The sequence below is a fragment of the Fusobacterium sp. genome (genome assembly GCF_029258315.1).
Lineage (GTDB): Bacteria > Fusobacteriota > Fusobacteriia > Fusobacteriales > Fusobacteriaceae > Fusobacterium_B.
On the sequence record NZ_JARHZE010000070.1, the window covers coordinates 1 to 14,345 of the forward strand.

A 14,345-nucleotide genomic window follows, 5' to 3' on the forward strand; every position below is an offset into this window, starting at 1 on the left:
CTATTGAAAAAGGTTGTAAAATCTATTGTGATACAAATATGATAGTTAATGGTTTGAGTAAAATAATTTTAAAAAAATTTAATTGTACTCCATACTCTCTTGTGTCTGATGAGGAGGTTGCAAAAGAGAGTAAGGAGAGAGGTGTTACCCGTTCAATAGTTGGAATTGAAAAGGCTGGAAAGGATAGAGAAACAAAGATATTTCTTTTAGGGAATGCTCCCACAGCTCTTTTTAGATTAAAAGAGATGATAGAAAATAACGAGATTGAAAAACCAGCTTTAGTAGTTGGAGCTCCTGTTGGGTTTGTAGGAGCAAGTGAATCAAAGGAAGTTTTTAAAGAGTTAAATATTCCCTATATAACTATTGACGGAAGAAAGGGAGGAAGTACTGTAACTGTTTCTATTTTACACGGTATTTTATACCAGTTATATAAAAGAGAGGGATTTTAGGTGAAAAAATTAAAATCTGGATACACAACAGGAAGTTGTGTAGTGGCTGGGACAATGGGAGCTTTAAATTATTTTTTTAGAGATACTATACTAGAAAATATAAAAATAGATTTATTAGATGAAAATAGTTTAGTGATACCGATAAACAGAATAAGAAAGAGAAAAAATTTTTGTACCTGCTCTATAAAAAAATATTCTGGTGATGATCCTGATGTAACCAATGGAATAGCAATTTTTTCTAGAATAAAAATTGTAGATAGTTTTCAGCCGGATAGTAAAAGTTATATATTTGATAATATACAGATAAGATGTGGAAAAGGGATTGGAGTTGTAACTAAAAAAGGGTTACAACAACAGGTTGGAAAGTATGCAATAAATCCTAAACCTTTAGAAATGCTTTTAAAAAATATAAGAAAATTTTTAAGAGAAAATAACATTTCAAAGGATATAAAGATAGAAATAAAAATATATATTCCAGAAGGAAGAGAGATTGCTAAAAAAACTTTTAATGAAAAACTAGGGATTTTAGGTGGAATTTCAATATTAGGAACTACTGGGATATTAAAACCTATGAGTGAGGAGGCTTTAAAAGACTCTTTAAAAATAGAATTAAAATTTTTAAAAGAAAATAGTAAAAAAGATTGGATAATTTTTTCTTTTGGAAATTATGGAAAAAAATATTGTGAGGAGTTGGGACTTGACACAACAAATCTAATAGTGATAAGCAACTATGTTGGTTATATGCTAGACTGTGCTTGTGAACTTGGATATAAGAAAATATTTTTAGTTGGACATATAGGAAAGGCTATAAAAATAGCTGGTGGAATATATAATACTCATAGCAAGGTGGCAGATGCTAGAATAGAGATAATGGTATCAAATGCTTTTGAGATAGGGGAAAAATCTGAGGATATTTTAAAAATTTTACACTCTAATACTGTTGAAGAGGGGTGTGAATATATAAAAAATAAAGAGTTTTTTAATTTGATAGCTGAAAAAGTTTCAAAAAAATCTCAAGAGTATTTAAGAGGTGAAGATATTTGGTGTGAATCCTTAATATTTTCATTTAAAAATAATGTTGGTATGAGTAAAAACTTTATAAAAATGATAGAATCATTATGAGGAGATTATGAAAATAAATGTTATAGGATTGGGGGTTGGGAATCTAGATTATTTTAGTTTGGCTGGGAGAAAAGTTTTAAAAAATTCCGATATAGTTATCGGGGGAGAAAGACAGCTAAAAGATATAGATGAACTCCTTACAGAAAATATAATAAAATATAGATTGAAATCTTTAGAAGAGATGAAAAATTTTATAAATGAAAATTTTGAAAAAAATATTTCAATAATAGTTTCAGGGGATACAGGTTATTATAGCCTTTTATCATATATAAAAAGAAATTTTGAGATGGATCAGATAAAAGTTATACCGGGGTTATCATCTTTTCAATATCTTTTTGGGAAAATCTGTGAAACTTGGGAGGATTATACTCTTTGTAGTGTCCACGGAAGAGAGATTGATATTATAAAAACTTTAAAGGAGAGTAAAAAAGGCTTAGTTTTACTTACAGATAAAAAAAATTCCCCCTATGAGTTAGGGAAATTATTATTTGAAAATAATATAGAAGATGTTGAGATTATAGTTGGAGAGAATCTATCTTATGAAGATGAAAATATCTTTAGTTTTTTTCCAAAAGATTTTTCAAATTATAAAAGAGAGTATTCTTTAAATGTGGTGGTGTTAAAAAAATGCATATAAAAGATAGAGAATTTATAAGAGGGAAAGTTCCTATGACAAAGGAGGAGATAAGAGCTATATCCATAGCAAAGTTAAATCTTCAAGAGAATTCTGTTTTGATAGATGTCGGAGCAGGAACAGGAAGTGTTGGGATAGAGGGAGCTACTTATTTAAAAAAAGGTTTTGTCTATGGGATAGAAAAAAACAGAGATGGTATAGAACTTATAGAAGAAAATCTTGAGAAATTTCAAATAAAAAATTATAAATTAATATTTGGAGTAGCACCAAAGGATCTTAAAGAAATAGAAAAAAACTCTTTTGATAAGATGTTTATAGGTGGATCTTCTGGAAATATGGAAGAGATTATAGATTTTTTTATAGAGTATTCTAAACCAGAGAGTGATTTTGTGATAAATATTATTGCTTTAGAAAGTCTTGGCAATACTTTAGAAATAATAAAAAGAAAAAATTTAAAAGATATAGAAATAGTCAATATTGGAGTTTCAAGAGATAAAAAAATAGGAAATTATACTATGATGATGGGAGAAAATCCAATATATATTATAAGTGGGAGAAAGTAATGAGTAAATTTTATGGAATAGGGGTAGGTGTCGGAGACCCAGAAATGATGACAATAAAGGCTGTAAATATTTTAAAGGAGTTAGATGTTCTTATATTACCTAATGCAGGGAGAGAATTTTCTAGTACAGCTTATGAAATAGTTAAAACTTATTTAAAAAAAGATATAGAACTGATAGATATGGAATTTTCTATGAATCCAAATGTTAGACAAAGAGAGATAGAAAGATTTGAAAATGGTAAAATTGTTGAAAAATATTTGGATAAAAATTTAAATGTAGGATTTATTACAATAGGGGATCCTATGACTTACAGTACCTATATCTATCTTTTAGAAAATATAGATAAAAAATATCAGGTGGAGACAGTTCCAGGGATTTCATCTTTTGTAGATATAGCTTCAAGAATAAATATTCCTCTTGTTGTGGGAAATGAAAATTTAAAAGTTATTGGACTTTATAAAAAATGCGATAAAGATTATATTATAAAAGCTATTGAAGAAAATGATAATTTGGTTGTGATGAAGGCTTCTTTAAAATTTAAAGAATTAAAAGAGGCAATAAAACATACAAATAATGAAAATAATATTGCTTTGGTTTGTGAATCTGGAAAAAAAGAGCAAAAAGTTTTCTTTGATTTAGATGAAATAGATCAAGATAATGTACCATACTTTTCAACTTTAATTTTAAAAAAAGGAGGGATTGAGAAATGGAAAAAGTTTATTTCATAGGGGCTGGACCAGGAGATCCTGAATTGATTACAGTGAAGGGGCAAAGATTGATAAAAGAGGCAGATATTATTATCTATGCTGGATCTTTAGTGCCAAGAGAGGTTATAGATTGTCATAAATCAGGAGCAGAGGTTTATAACAGTGCAAGTATGACATTAGAAGAGGTTACAGATATAACGATAAAAGGAAGTAAAGAAAATAAAAAAGTTGTTAGAGTTCATACTGGAGATCCAAGTATTTTCGGGGCTCACAGAGAACAGATGGATATATTAGAAAAAGAAAATATTGAATTTGAAGTTATTCCGGGGGTAAGTTCATTTCTTGCTTCAGCAGCCTCATTAAAAAAAGAGTTTACCCTACCAGATGTAAGTCAGACTGTTATTTGTACAAGACTTGCAGGAAGAACACCTGTACCAGAAAAAGAATCTTTAGAAAGTTTAGCTTCTCATAGAGCTTCAATGGCGATATTTTTATCAGTTCAAATGATAGATGAGGTTGTAGAAAAATTATTAAAGCATTATCCAATTACAACACCAGTAGCAGTTGTTCAAAGAGCTAGCTGGAAAGATGAAAAAAAAGTTATAGGAACTCTTGAAAATATTTCAGAACTTGTAAAAAAAGAAAATATAACTAAGACAGCTCAGATTTTAGTTGGAGATTTCTTAGGAGATGATTATTCAAAATCAAAATTATATGATAAAACTTTTACTCACGAATATAGACAAGGTAAAAGTGAATAATTATGAAAGATAATAGAATAGCAATTATAACTGTTACAAAAAATGGAGTTGTACTTGCAAAAAAAATAAAAGACAAGGAAGAAAATATTGATATTTATACAATGAAAAAATTTTCAGAAGAGGGATTATTTGAAATAGAAAATTCTTTAGCTGAAACAGTTGGAGATATTTTTAAAAAATATTATGGAATTATTTTTATTACTGCTATAGGGATAGCTGTAAGAGTTATATCTCCATATATTCAGAAAAAAGATATAGACCCTTGTATCTTAGTTGTTGATGAAAATGGAAATTTTATTATTCCAATTTTATCAGGGCACCTAGGTGGTGGAAATGAATTAGCTAGTGAAATAGCTAAAAAAATAAAAGCTCTCCCACTTATTACCACATCTTCTGATATTTCTGGAAAGATAGCAGTTGATACATTAGCTACAAAAATAAATGGAAGATTAAAAGATTTAGAATCAGCCAAAAAAGTTACAAGTCTGATTGTAGCTGGAGAGAAAGTTCAAATAAAAGTTCCCAAAAATATTTCAGATGAAAATCCAAGTGGAGTTATATTAGTTTCTAACAGAGAAAATATAGAAATAACTCAAATTATCCCTAAAAATATAGTTATAGGGATAGGATGTAAAAAAGGAAGTTTGAAGGAAAAAATAATTTTTGCAATAAAGGATATTTTAAAAGAGCTAAATATCTCCTATAAAGCTATAAGAGTTATAGGAACAGTTGATGTAAAAAAAGATGAGATTGGTATAATTGAAAGTGCAAAATATTTTGATGTTCCATTAAAGATAATTCAAAGAGATGAGATAAAAAAAATTCAAGATAGATTTGAAAAATCAGAGTTTGTAGAAAAAACCATAGGAGTTACTTCAGTGTCAGCTCCTTGTAGTGTTTTATCATCAGAAAAAAATGGAAAACTTTTAGTAGAAAAGAAGATATATGAGGGGATAACTCTTTCAGTATTTCAGGAGGGATAAATGGGAAAAATCTATGTGGTAGGACTTGGTCCGGGTAACAAAGAAAATATGACTTTTAAAGCATATGATACATTAAAAAATTCAGATGTCATAATAGGATATAAAACTTATATAGAATTAGTAGAGGAACTTTTTCCAGAGAAAAGATTGATAAAATCTTTTATGAAAAAAGAGGTAGTAAGATGTGAAGAAACATTAAAATTAGCTGAAGAGGGGAATGTAGTTTCTTTAATAAGTTCTGGCGATGCAGGAGTTTATGGAATGGCTGGACTTATGTTGGAAGTTGCAAAAGATAGCGATATAGAAGTAGAAATTATACCAGGGATAACATCAGCAAATGCTTCAGCAAGTCTAGGGGGAGCTCCAATAGTTCACGATAGTGTAAATATTTCTTTAAGCAATCTTTTAACAGATTGGGAACTTATAAAGAAAAGAATAGATCTAGCTTCTCAGGGAGATTTTGTAATTACATTATATAATCCAAAAAGTAATGGAAGACCTGAGCTTATTAATAAAGCTAGAGAGATAATGTTAAAACATAAAAAAGAAACTACTCCAGTATTAATTGCAAGAAATGTTGGTAGAGAAGGAGAAGCGTATACAATAACAGATTTAAAAGATATGTTAAATTATCAAATAGATATGTTTTCTACTGTAATAATAGGTAATTCCAACTCAAAGGTGATAAAAAATAAAATTATAACACCTCGTGGGTACAAAATTAACCCCTAAGTAAAATAATTTTAATGTAATAAAAAAAGAAAAAATAAAAAAATTTTAAACAATTTAAGAAAATTTATAGTCTTATATAATATCTTGAATAATTTTTATTATTTATATCTTTTGAAGGGAGGAACTATGAAAAAAGTAGAATTTGCTGAATTGCTTATGAAAAATGCAAATTTACCAAGCAAAGAAGAAGCAAAAAGACAGGTAGAAGTTTTTGTAGAAACATTGAAAGAGGCTCTAACAACTGAGGAAGTTTTAGTGTTTAGAGGACTAGGAACTTTTGAGAGAAAAACAACAAAAAGAGCCGAAGGAATCAACCCTAGAACAGGGGAACCAATTAAAATTACTCCTAAAAATTACATTAAATTTAAAGTTGGAAAAGATTTATCTGACAGATTAAATGTGAAAGAAGAACCAAAGAAAAAAAGAACTTGCAAGAAAAAAGCTAAATAGTTAATTTAAGAATATAAAACAAGCAGTTTTACACTGCTTGTTTTATTTTTTGAAAAAATTTATTTTCTTTTACAAAATAGCTAAAATATATGATATAATTATCAATAAGAAAATAAGGAGGGTACTATCTTGGGAAAATTAATATATATCAGTGGTGGAGCTCGTTCTGGAAAAAGTGGCTTTGCAGAAAAATATATGGATGAGAAATATGATAAAAAAATATATTTAGCAACAGGAGTTGCTTTTGATGAAGAGATGAGAGATAAAATATCTAAACACAAAAGAAGAAGAGGGAAAAATTGGAAAACAATAGAAAATTATAAAAATCTTCCAACTCTTTTAAAAGGACATATAGAGGGATATGATGCTATACTTTTAGATTGTTTAACTAATATGGTAAGTAACCTAATGATTTTAGATAATGACAGAGATTGGGAAAAAATTACCATGGAAGAATTAAATAAAGTAAAGGAAAGAATGGTAAAAGATGTCAATGAGATTTTAGATTTTGTTGAGGAAAATAATATTGATATGGTAGTAGTATCTAATGAACTTGGAATGGGGTTAGTTCCAGATAATTATTTAGGTAGATATTTTAGAGAGATAGCTGGAAAAATAAATCAAATTGCAGCTAAAAAATCAGAAGAAGCATACTTTGTAGTTTCTGGAATACCAATGAGATTAAAATAATTTATAAGAAGGAGTTTTTATGAACGGTTTAGTTTTACTTTTTAAATTTATGACAAGATTACCAATTCCTATGGAGCCTAAATTTGATTCTGAGGAAATGGGAAAAAGTATGAAGTTTTTTCCAGTTATAGGAATGGTTATAGGGATAATATTATATCTATTTTATATTTTACTTGGAAGATTTATCCACTCTCCATATATTTTAGCAGGAACTTTAGTTTTAATAGAGATAGCTATAACAGGAGCTATGCATCTTGATGGACTTTCAGATACATTTGATGGAATTTTTAGTTATAGAAGTAAACAAAAAATGCTAGAAATTATGAAAGATTCTAGAATAGGTGCTAACGGAGCGATAGCTCTTATAATGTATTTTATATTGAAAGTTTTACTTCTTGCAGGGATTGAAACAGAGTATGCATTTGATTTAGGGAATATATTTAGTGGAAATTTTCAAATGAGAGGAATGGGACTGGCTCTATTAATTATGCCAGTAATAGCAAGAGCTAATAGTGTTTTAAACTGTGGATTAGTTCAATATGCAAAAGCATCTGGTAGTGCAAAAGATTTAGTTGATCAAACGGATAGAAAAGCTGTAATACTTAGTATCTTTATATCTTTAATCTACTGTTTAGTGGTACAAGTTTTATTATTTAGAAGTTATAATCCTATTTATATAGTTAATATAGTTTTTGTAACCCATGTTTTAGGAGCTTATTTTGCAAAATTAATGGAAAGAAAAATAGGTGGAATTACAGGAGATACATTGGGAGCTGTATTAGAACTATCTCAAATAGTTGTATTATTTGGAGTTTATATATCTTTAGGAGTAAGATAATGAAAAAAATAATTTTAGTTAGACACGGAGAAACCACAATGAATTTAGAAAAACTTTATTATGGTTTTTTAGATCCTGATCTAACAAAAAAGGGTATAGAACAAGTAAAGTCAGCAAGAAAAATTTTAGAAAAATTTGATTATGATGAGATATATTCCAGTGATCTTATAAGAGCTTACAAAACAGCAGAGCTAATAAATTATAAAAATTTAGAGATAAAAACTTCAAAAGAGATAAGAGAGTTAAATTTTGGAATTTTTGAAGGGTATACTTATGAGGAGCTACAAAAAAAATATCCTAAAGAATTAAAAATTTCTCAAGAAAACTGGAAAACTTATAATTTTGAAAATGGGGAAAGCCCATATGATTTACAAAAAAGAGTAGTGAAATTTATAGAAAATCTTCCTGATGGAAAAACTTATTTAATAGGAACCCATTGGGGAGTTATATGTACACTTCTTAGTTATTATTTTTCAACAGGGCTAGAAAGTTACTGGAAGTATAAAATTGAAAATGGAAGTGTAACAATTATTGAATTTAAAGAAAACTATCCTTTATTGAGTGGATTAAATTTGAAAGGGGTTTAGCTTAATGAAGAGATTACAAGAAAGTTTAAGAGATATAACTTTTTTGAATAAAAATTCAAAAAGAGAGTGTAAAGAAAAATTAGATAGTAAAATGAAACCTGTGGGAAGTCTTGGGGTTTTGGAAGAGATAGCTGAACAGTTAGCTGGAATATTACCACATATGATAAAAAGAGTTAAAAGAAAAGGTTGTCATATTGTAGCAGTAGCTGATAATGGTGTGGCAGAAGAGGAGAACGTATCTCCTTGCCCTCTTGAATATACAAGACTTGTTGCAGAAGAAATGGTAAGTGGTTTTGCTCCAATAGGGATATTTTGCAGAAACTTAAATGTTGACTTAAAAGTTATTGATGTTGGAATGAAAAGAAGTATTCCAAGAGATTATCCAAATTTTTTTATTTCAAAAGTTGCAAATGGAAGTAAAAATTTTAGAAAAGAACCAGCATTAAGTTTAAATGAAGTTATAGATACAATAGAAAATGGAATATTTACAATAGAAGAGTTGGAAGAGGACTATGATGTTTTTTCCACAGGAGAAATGGGGATAGGAAACACAACAACATCTTCAGCAGTTCTTTATTCTCTTACAAGATGCAGCTTAGAAGAGGCTGTTGGAAGAGGATCAGGAGCAAATGATGAAACCTTTAATACTAAGAAAAAAATAATATTTGAAAGTTGTATAAAATACAATACTTTTCAAATGGGACCAATAGAGGTTCTTTCTTGTGTTGGAGGATTGGATATAGCCTTTTTAGTTGGATTGTATATAGGGGCTGCAAAATGTAGAAAACTTATATTAGTAGATGGATTTATATCAGCAGTAGCAGCACTGGTTGCTTGTAGATTAAATCCAATTATAAAAAATTATATTCTTGTGACACATTTAAGTGAAGAACCGGGAATGAAAATGATATTAAAAGAATTAGGAAAAGAATCATTTTTAAATTTAAAAATGAGATTGGGAGAGGGAACAGGTGCTGTTTTTGCCTATCCAATGATTTGGTCAGCAGTAGATATTTGTGAGGAAATGAAAACTCCAAAAGAGGTTTACGGAATGTTTTTTGATAAATAATTTAGGAGACAAGTATGGAAGAGGACAAATTAAAAAATAATCGTGAAGGACATAGAAAAAGATTACAAGAGAGATATCTGTCTTGTGGATATAAGAGTTTGGCTGATTATGAAATAATAGAATTTTTACTTTTTCCAATAATACCTAGAAGAGATACAAAAGCATTAGCAAAGGAACTGCTTGAAAAATTTTCTACAATAGAAGGAATTTTTGAGGCAGATCCAAAAGAATTAAAAAAAGTAAAAGGGTTGGGAGATGTATCGACAACCTATTTAAAATTTATAGGAGATTTATTCTCATATTATTATGAAGATAAAGTTTTAAATGATAAAGAAAATAACAGAATATCAATAAGAAGTAAAAATCAACTTCTTAATTATTTAAGAAAAAATATAGGAATTTCAAAAATAGAGGAATTTAAGGTGATTTTTTTAAACTCTAATAATGAGGTCTTGGGGGTAGAAACACTGTTCCAAGGGACAATAGATAAAAGTGCTGTTTATCCGAGAAAAATTTTGGAAAGAGTGATGTTTTATAATGCCAGATCTATTATATTTGCTCATAATCACCCATCGGGAAATACAAACCCATCTTCTAAAGATATAGAGATAACAAAGATGATGAAAGAGTTTTTTAAAATGGTAGATGTTTCAGTACTTGATCATATAATAATATCAAGGGATTCCTATTTTAGTTTTTTAGAAGAGGGAATAATATAAAAAAAGAGGGGGGTCTATGGAAGACATAAAAAAATTAGAACAAACTAATGAAGAATTAGTTAAAATAGAAGAAATAAAAGAAGAAAAAGTAGAAAAAATTGTAGAATTTATAGATGAAGAAAAAGAGGAAAAAGAAGAGGTTGTAGAGGAAAAATTTTATACAGTTGTAGGAGTAATATTTGAGATAACTAAAAAAAGATATTATTTTGAGGTTGTAAATAAAGATGAGGTTTATAGAAAAGGTGATAAGGTAATAGTAGATACAATAAGAGGACAGGAGATAGGTGTTATATACAACACACCAATAACTCTTTCTGAAAAATATTTAGTTTTACCACTTAAGCCAGTTATAAAAAAAGCTAGTGCTGAAGAGGTAAAAAGATATGATGAATTAAGAAAAGAAGCTAAAGAAGCTTACAGAGTTTGTAAAGAAAAGATAACTGAACATAAATTACCAATGAAACTTATAAATACAGAATTTACTTTTGATAAAACAAAATTAATTTTTTATTTTACAGCAGAGGGAAGAATAGACTTTAGAGATTTAGTAAAAGATCTAGCAAACATTTTTAGACTTAGAATAGAATTACGTCAGATAGGTGTAAGAGATGAGGCTAGAATTTTGGGAGATATTGGGGTTTGTGGAAAAGAACTTTGTTGTAGAACTTTTATAAATAAATTTAACTCTGTATCTATAAAAATGGCAAGAGATCAAGGGCTTGTTATCAATCCTGCAAAGATTTCTGGAGTTTGTGGAAGATTACTTTGTTGTATAAATTATGAGTATCATCAATATGAAGAAGCTCTAAGAATGTTCCCAGCTGTTAATCAGTTGGTAAAAACTGAAAAAGGTGAAGGAAAAGTTACAAGTATTAGCCCACTTAACGGATTTTTATATGTAGATTTACCAAATCTAGGAATAACTAAGTTTGATATTTCAGAAATTAAATTCAATAGAAAAGAAGCTAAGAAATTGAAGAATGAAACACCAATAGTTTCAGAAGATGGAACAAATTTAGATATTTTAGAAAAAGAGTAGTTCTATGGAAGATAAAATAAATATAACAACATTTAATGATGATATAAAGATGTATCAATTGATAGATGGATTTCGTTTTTCTGTTGATCCAATTATCTTAGTTAATTTTTTTGAGGGAAATCCTCAAAAAAAAATATTAGATATTGGGAGTGGAACAGGGATAATTCCTATATTACTAGCTAAAAGAAAAAATATGAAAAATATTTTTGGGATAGAGATTCAAAAAGAGAGTTTTGAAATTTTTAAAAAAAATATAGAAGAAAATAGTTTAACGGAGATAATAAAACCTATTTTAGGCGATGTAAAAAACTATAAAGAATCTAATTTCTTTGATTATATAATTTCTAATCCTCCATATATGATTTTAGATGGGAAAAAAATTTCAGAGAATGAAAATAAAAAAATTTCTCGCCACGAGATAAGTTTAAATTTAGAAGAACTGATAAAAAATGCCAAGAGATTATTAAAACCTCAAGGAGAATTTTTTATGGTTCATAGAAGTTATAGATTACCAGAGATCGTAATTGAATTAGAAAAAAATAAGTTTTCTTTAAAAAGGATACAATTTGTTTACTTCAATAGAGAAAAAAATTCTAATCTTATATTGATCCAAGCATCAAAAGGTAAAAAAAATAAGTTAGAAATATTACCACCCCTTTATTTAGAGGAGGAAGGTTATTAAAAAATAAATATTGACAAATTTACTAAAGTATATTATAATACACTGTAACCATCAAGAGAGACGGAGGGAATGGCCCTGAGATGTCTCAGCAACCTACTTTTTGTGTGGTGCTAATTCCAGTAAGATGGGGATTATGTTTGTTAAAAGTAAATCCCTTTCAGATGAAAGGGATTTTTTATTTAAATTATTGTTTTGTATTTTTATAGGAGGAGAAATGGAAGATTTAGTATATTTTACATCTGAGTGCGTATCACCTGGACATCCAGATAAGGTAGCAGATCAAATATCAGATGCAGTTTTAGACGCTTGTTTAAAGGATGACCCTAATTCAAGAGTTGCTTGTGAGGTATTTTGTACAACAGGACAAGTTATAGTTGGAGGAGAAATAACAACTAGAACTTATATAGATATTCAAGATATAGTAAGAAAAAAAATATATGAAATAGGATATAGACCAGGAATGGGATTTGATGATAGTTGTGGAGTGTTTAACTCTATTCACTCTCAATCTCCAGATATTGCTATGGGTGTTGATGTTGGAGGAGCTGGTGACCAAGGAATTATGTTCGGAGGAGCTGTAAAAGAAACTCCAGAATTAATGCCACTTGCTTTAGTTCTTGCAAGAGAGATTTTAAAATTATTAGTTGATTTAAGAAAAGAAGGAGTACTTTCTTGGGCTAGACCAGATGCAAAATCTCAAGTAACTCTTGCTTATGACAGAGAAGGAAATATAAAATTTGTTGACACAATAGTTGTATCAGTTCAACATAATCAATTTGTTACTCAAGAACAAATTCACCACGATGTAAAAGAATTAGTAATAAAACCAGTTTTAGAAAAATATAACTTAAACTTTGATGATATCAAAAAAATATTTATAAACCCAACAGGAAAATTTGAAATAGGTGGACCTCATGGAGATACTGGATTAACAGGAAGAAAAATTATAGTAGATACTTATGGTGGATATTTCAGACACGGTGGGGGAGCTTTCTCTGGAAAAGACCCTTCTAAAGTAGATAGATCTGCTGCTTATGCTGCAAGATGGGTAGCTAAAAATATAGTTGCTGCTGATTTAGCTGATAAATGTGAAGTTCAATTATCTTATGCAATTGGAGTGGCTGAACCAACATCTATAAAAATTGATACTTTTGGAACTGGAAAAGTAGATGAAATAGAATTAGCTAAAGGTGTTTCTGAATTATTTGATCTAACTCCTAGAGGAATAGAAAGAGATTTAAGATTAAGAAGTTGTGAGTTTAGATATCAAGATCTAGCAGCTTTTGGACATATAGGAAGAACAGATATTTCTTTACCTTGGGAAGAATTAAGTAAAGTTGAAGAATTAAAAAAATATTTCAATAAATAATAAAATATAAAAGAGCTATTATAATTAATGGTTATACAAAGTATAAACTGTTGATTGTAGCTCTTTTTTTTTATAAAATAAAAAAGAAGCATAAACTGATTGGTAATTTATAACTTCTTTTTTTATATTTGAAATATTCTTAGAGATTTTTATTTTAATGAAACTTTTAAAACACTTTCATTTTTAGTTATCTCAGAAAGTAGATCAAGAGAATTAAATTGTTTAGGAACTATTAAAGTAAAAACTATTGTCTTATCCTCTTCGTCCTTTTCCATATTTTTTATTATGATATTTTTATCTTTTAAAACATCATAAATTTTAATGGAATCATTTCCAAGTAAACTATTTTGTAAAAATTGAATTTTTAAATATGTTATACACTTTTTATCAATAACAGATTCTTCAAATTTTTTTAAGGTAACTAAAACAACAATTATAGCAATTCCTGCTGGAATAGCTAAAGAATAGAATCCCCAACCAATACTTAGTCCAAGACAACCAGTGGCCCAAATAGAAGCAGCAGTAGTTAAACCACCAACTGTTCCTCTTTTGTCTCTCATTATTGTACCAGCTCCTAAAAATCCTATTCCGCTGACAACTTGAGCACCGATTCTTCCTAGATCTGTTTTTATTACTTGACCAACATCAGGATAATTTATTGCAAAATTTGTTATATTTACTCTTAATTGATCTTGAATTATAGAAACTATACAGGCTCCAAGACAAACTAATATATGAGTTCTAAATCCAGCTGGAGAAGTTCTGTTATGTACTCCTCTTTCATATCCAATAGCTCCCCCTATAAGTATCGCAATAAAAATTCTTAGTAAAATTTCCCAATTTGTTAAAGATAAAGAAAAAACATCATTCATAAGTCCTCCTATATTTTAAACAAAAAAGAGCTAATTATAAGATGAAAAAAGCTCATAAATCTTGCTTTAATATTAAATT

18 protein-coding genes and 1 riboswitch are annotated in these 14,345 nt (G+C 28.5%); of the genes, 17 read left to right on the top strand and 1 reads right to left on the bottom strand.

What is annotated here, in order from left to right; genetic code table 11:
- From Q1J48_RS05395 to metK, 17 genes are all read left to right on the top strand, one after another.
- A partial coding sequence (locus Q1J48_RS05395; protein WP_300361770.1) for a precorrin-8X methylmutase occupies nt 1–449 on the top strand: 449 nt, incomplete at its 5' end.
- The gene (cbiD, locus tag Q1J48_RS05400) at nt 450–1,571 is read left to right on the top strand and encodes a cobalt-precorrin-5B (C(1))-methyltransferase CbiD (protein WP_300361773.1); all 1,122 of its coding nucleotides are present in this window, start codon (nt 450–452) and stop codon (nt 1,569–1,571) included.
- 7 nt (nt 1,572–1,578) lie between these two features.
- Nucleotides 1,579–2,208: a precorrin-6y C5,15-methyltransferase (decarboxylating) subunit CbiE gene (cbiE, locus tag Q1J48_RS05405; protein WP_300361775.1), complete on the top strand. Its 630-nt coding sequence runs from the start codon at nt 1,579–1,581 to the stop codon at nt 2,206–2,208.
- The gene (cbiT, locus tag Q1J48_RS05410) at nt 2,199–2,768 is read left to right on the top strand and encodes a precorrin-6Y C5,15-methyltransferase (decarboxylating) subunit CbiT (RefSeq protein WP_300361778.1); all 570 of its coding nucleotides are present in this window, start codon (nt 2,199–2,201) and stop codon (nt 2,766–2,768) included. The genes cbiE and cbiT overlap by 10 nt, the downstream gene beginning before the upstream one ends.
- Nucleotides 2,768–3,496 carry a precorrin-2 C(20)-methyltransferase gene (cobI, locus tag Q1J48_RS05415; protein ID WP_300361780.1) on the top strand — a complete coding sequence of 243 codons (729 nt, stop codon included), beginning with the start codon at nt 2,768–2,770 and terminating at the stop codon, nt 3,494–3,496. Before cbiT ends, cobI begins: the two co-directional genes overlap by 1 nt.
- Nucleotides 3,475–4,236 carry a precorrin-4 C(11)-methyltransferase gene (gene cobM, locus Q1J48_RS05420; RefSeq protein ID WP_300361783.1) on the top strand — a complete coding sequence of 254 codons (762 nt, stop codon included), beginning with the start codon at nt 3,475–3,477 and terminating at the stop codon, nt 4,234–4,236. Before cobI ends, cobM begins: the two co-directional genes overlap by 22 nt.
- A 2-nt stretch (nt 4,237–4,238) precedes the next feature.
- A complete protein-coding gene (cbiG, locus tag Q1J48_RS05425; RefSeq protein ID WP_300361786.1) occupies nt 4,239–5,219 on the top strand; it encodes a cobalt-precorrin 5A hydrolase in 981 nt (326 codons plus the stop codon).
- A complete protein-coding gene (gene cobJ, locus Q1J48_RS05430; protein WP_300361788.1) occupies nt 5,220–5,951 on the top strand; it encodes a precorrin-3B C(17)-methyltransferase in 732 nt (243 codons plus the stop codon).
- A 126-nt stretch (nt 5,952–6,077) separates the two neighbouring features.
- On the top strand, nt 6,078–6,401 hold the full coding sequence (locus tag Q1J48_RS05435) for an HU family DNA-binding protein (protein ID WP_300329581.1): 324 nt from the start codon (nt 6,078–6,080) through the stop codon (nt 6,399–6,401).
- Between the two features lie 129 nt (nt 6,402–6,530).
- Nucleotides 6,531–7,091, top strand: a complete 561-nt coding sequence (gene cobU, locus Q1J48_RS05440; protein ID WP_300361791.1) for a bifunctional adenosylcobinamide kinase/adenosylcobinamide-phosphate guanylyltransferase — start codon at nt 6,531–6,533, stop codon at nt 7,089–7,091.
- A gap of 19 nt (nt 7,092–7,110) precedes the next feature.
- Nucleotides 7,111–7,929 carry an adenosylcobinamide-GDP ribazoletransferase gene (cobS, locus tag Q1J48_RS05445; RefSeq protein ID WP_300361794.1) on the top strand — a complete coding sequence of 273 codons (819 nt, stop codon included), beginning with the start codon at nt 7,111–7,113 and terminating at the stop codon, nt 7,927–7,929.
- A complete protein-coding gene (locus Q1J48_RS05450; RefSeq protein ID WP_300361797.1) occupies nt 7,929–8,516 on the top strand; it encodes a histidine phosphatase family protein in 588 nt (195 codons plus the stop codon). The genes cobS and Q1J48_RS05450 overlap by 1 nt, the downstream gene beginning before the upstream one ends.
- Before the next feature lie 4 nt (nt 8,517–8,520).
- Nucleotides 8,521–9,585, top strand: coding sequence for a nicotinate-nucleotide--dimethylbenzimidazole phosphoribosyltransferase (gene cobT / locus Q1J48_RS05455; protein WP_300361799.1), 1,065 nt, complete (start codon nt 8,521–8,523; stop codon nt 9,583–9,585).
- A gap of 14 nt (nt 9,586–9,599) precedes the next feature.
- Nucleotides 9,600–10,304, top strand: coding sequence for a RadC family protein (gene radC / locus Q1J48_RS05460; RefSeq protein ID WP_300329566.1), 705 nt, complete (start codon nt 9,600–9,602; stop codon nt 10,302–10,304).
- A gap of 109 nt (nt 10,305–10,413) precedes the next feature.
- Nucleotides 10,414–11,343 carry a PSP1 domain-containing protein gene (locus tag Q1J48_RS05465; protein ID WP_300329592.1) on the top strand — a complete coding sequence of 310 codons (930 nt, stop codon included), beginning with the start codon at nt 10,414–10,416 and terminating at the stop codon, nt 11,341–11,343.
- Between the two features lie 4 nt (nt 11,344–11,347).
- Complete coding sequence (locus Q1J48_RS05470; RefSeq protein WP_300361802.1) at nt 11,348–12,025, top strand: tRNA1(Val) (adenine(37)-N6)-methyltransferase; 678 nt, start codon at nt 11,348–11,350, stop codon at nt 12,023–12,025.
- Nucleotides 12,026–12,070: 45 nt separating this feature from the next.
- Nucleotides 12,071–12,156, top strand: a riboswitch (SAM riboswitch).
- Nucleotides 12,157–12,239: 83 nt separating this feature from the next.
- On the top strand, nt 12,240–13,394 hold the full coding sequence (gene metK, locus Q1J48_RS05475) for a methionine adenosyltransferase (RefSeq protein WP_300329560.1): 1,155 nt from the start codon (nt 12,240–12,242) through the stop codon (nt 13,392–13,394).
- 149 nt (nt 13,395–13,543) lie between these two features.
- Here the strand turns inward: metK and Q1J48_RS05480 are convergent, their stop codons facing one another.
- A complete protein-coding gene (locus Q1J48_RS05480; protein WP_300361805.1) occupies nt 13,544–14,266 on the bottom strand; it encodes an MgtC/SapB family protein in 723 nt (240 codons plus the stop codon).
- Nucleotides 14,267–14,345: the final 79 nt, after the last annotated feature.

Bases quoted from the DNA above. Each gene is read 5' to 3' on its own strand.
- radC (WP_300329566.1), top strand. From the start codon at position 9,600: ATGGAAGAGGACAAATTAAAAAATAATCGTGAAGGACATAGAAAAAGA.
- Q1J48_RS05470 (WP_300361802.1), top strand. From the start codon at position 11,348: ATGGAAGATAAAATAAATATAACAACATTTAATGATGATATAAAGATG.
- cbiG (WP_300361786.1), top strand. From the start codon at position 4,239: ATGAAAGATAATAGAATAGCAATTATAACTGTTACAAAAAATGGAGTT.
- cobJ (WP_300361788.1), top strand. From the start codon at position 5,220: ATGGGAAAAATCTATGTGGTAGGACTTGGTCCGGGTAACAAAGAAAAT.
- cbiE (WP_300361775.1), top strand. From the start codon at position 1,579: ATGAAAATAAATGTTATAGGATTGGGGGTTGGGAATCTAGATTATTTT.
- metK (WP_300329560.1), top strand. From the start codon at position 12,240: ATGGAAGATTTAGTATATTTTACATCTGAGTGCGTATCACCTGGACAT.
- cobS (WP_300361794.1), top strand. From the start codon at position 7,111: ATGAACGGTTTAGTTTTACTTTTTAAATTTATGACAAGATTACCAATT.
- cobI (WP_300361780.1), top strand. From the start codon at position 2,768: ATGAGTAAATTTTATGGAATAGGGGTAGGTGTCGGAGACCCAGAAATG.
- Q1J48_RS05435 (WP_300329581.1), top strand. From the start codon at position 6,078: ATGAAAAAAGTAGAATTTGCTGAATTGCTTATGAAAAATGCAAATTTA.
- Q1J48_RS05480 (WP_300361805.1), bottom strand. From the start codon at position 14,266: ATGAATGATGTTTTTTCTTTATCTTTAACAAATTGGGAAATTTTACTA.
- Q1J48_RS05450 (WP_300361797.1), top strand. From the start codon at position 7,929: ATGAAAAAAATAATTTTAGTTAGACACGGAGAAACCACAATGAATTTA.
- cbiT (WP_300361778.1), top strand. From the start codon at position 2,199: ATGCATATAAAAGATAGAGAATTTATAAGAGGGAAAGTTCCTATGACA.
- cobM (WP_300361783.1), top strand. From the start codon at position 3,475: ATGGAAAAAGTTTATTTCATAGGGGCTGGACCAGGAGATCCTGAATTG.
- cobT (WP_300361799.1), top strand. From the start codon at position 8,521: ATGAAGAGATTACAAGAAAGTTTAAGAGATATAACTTTTTTGAATAAA.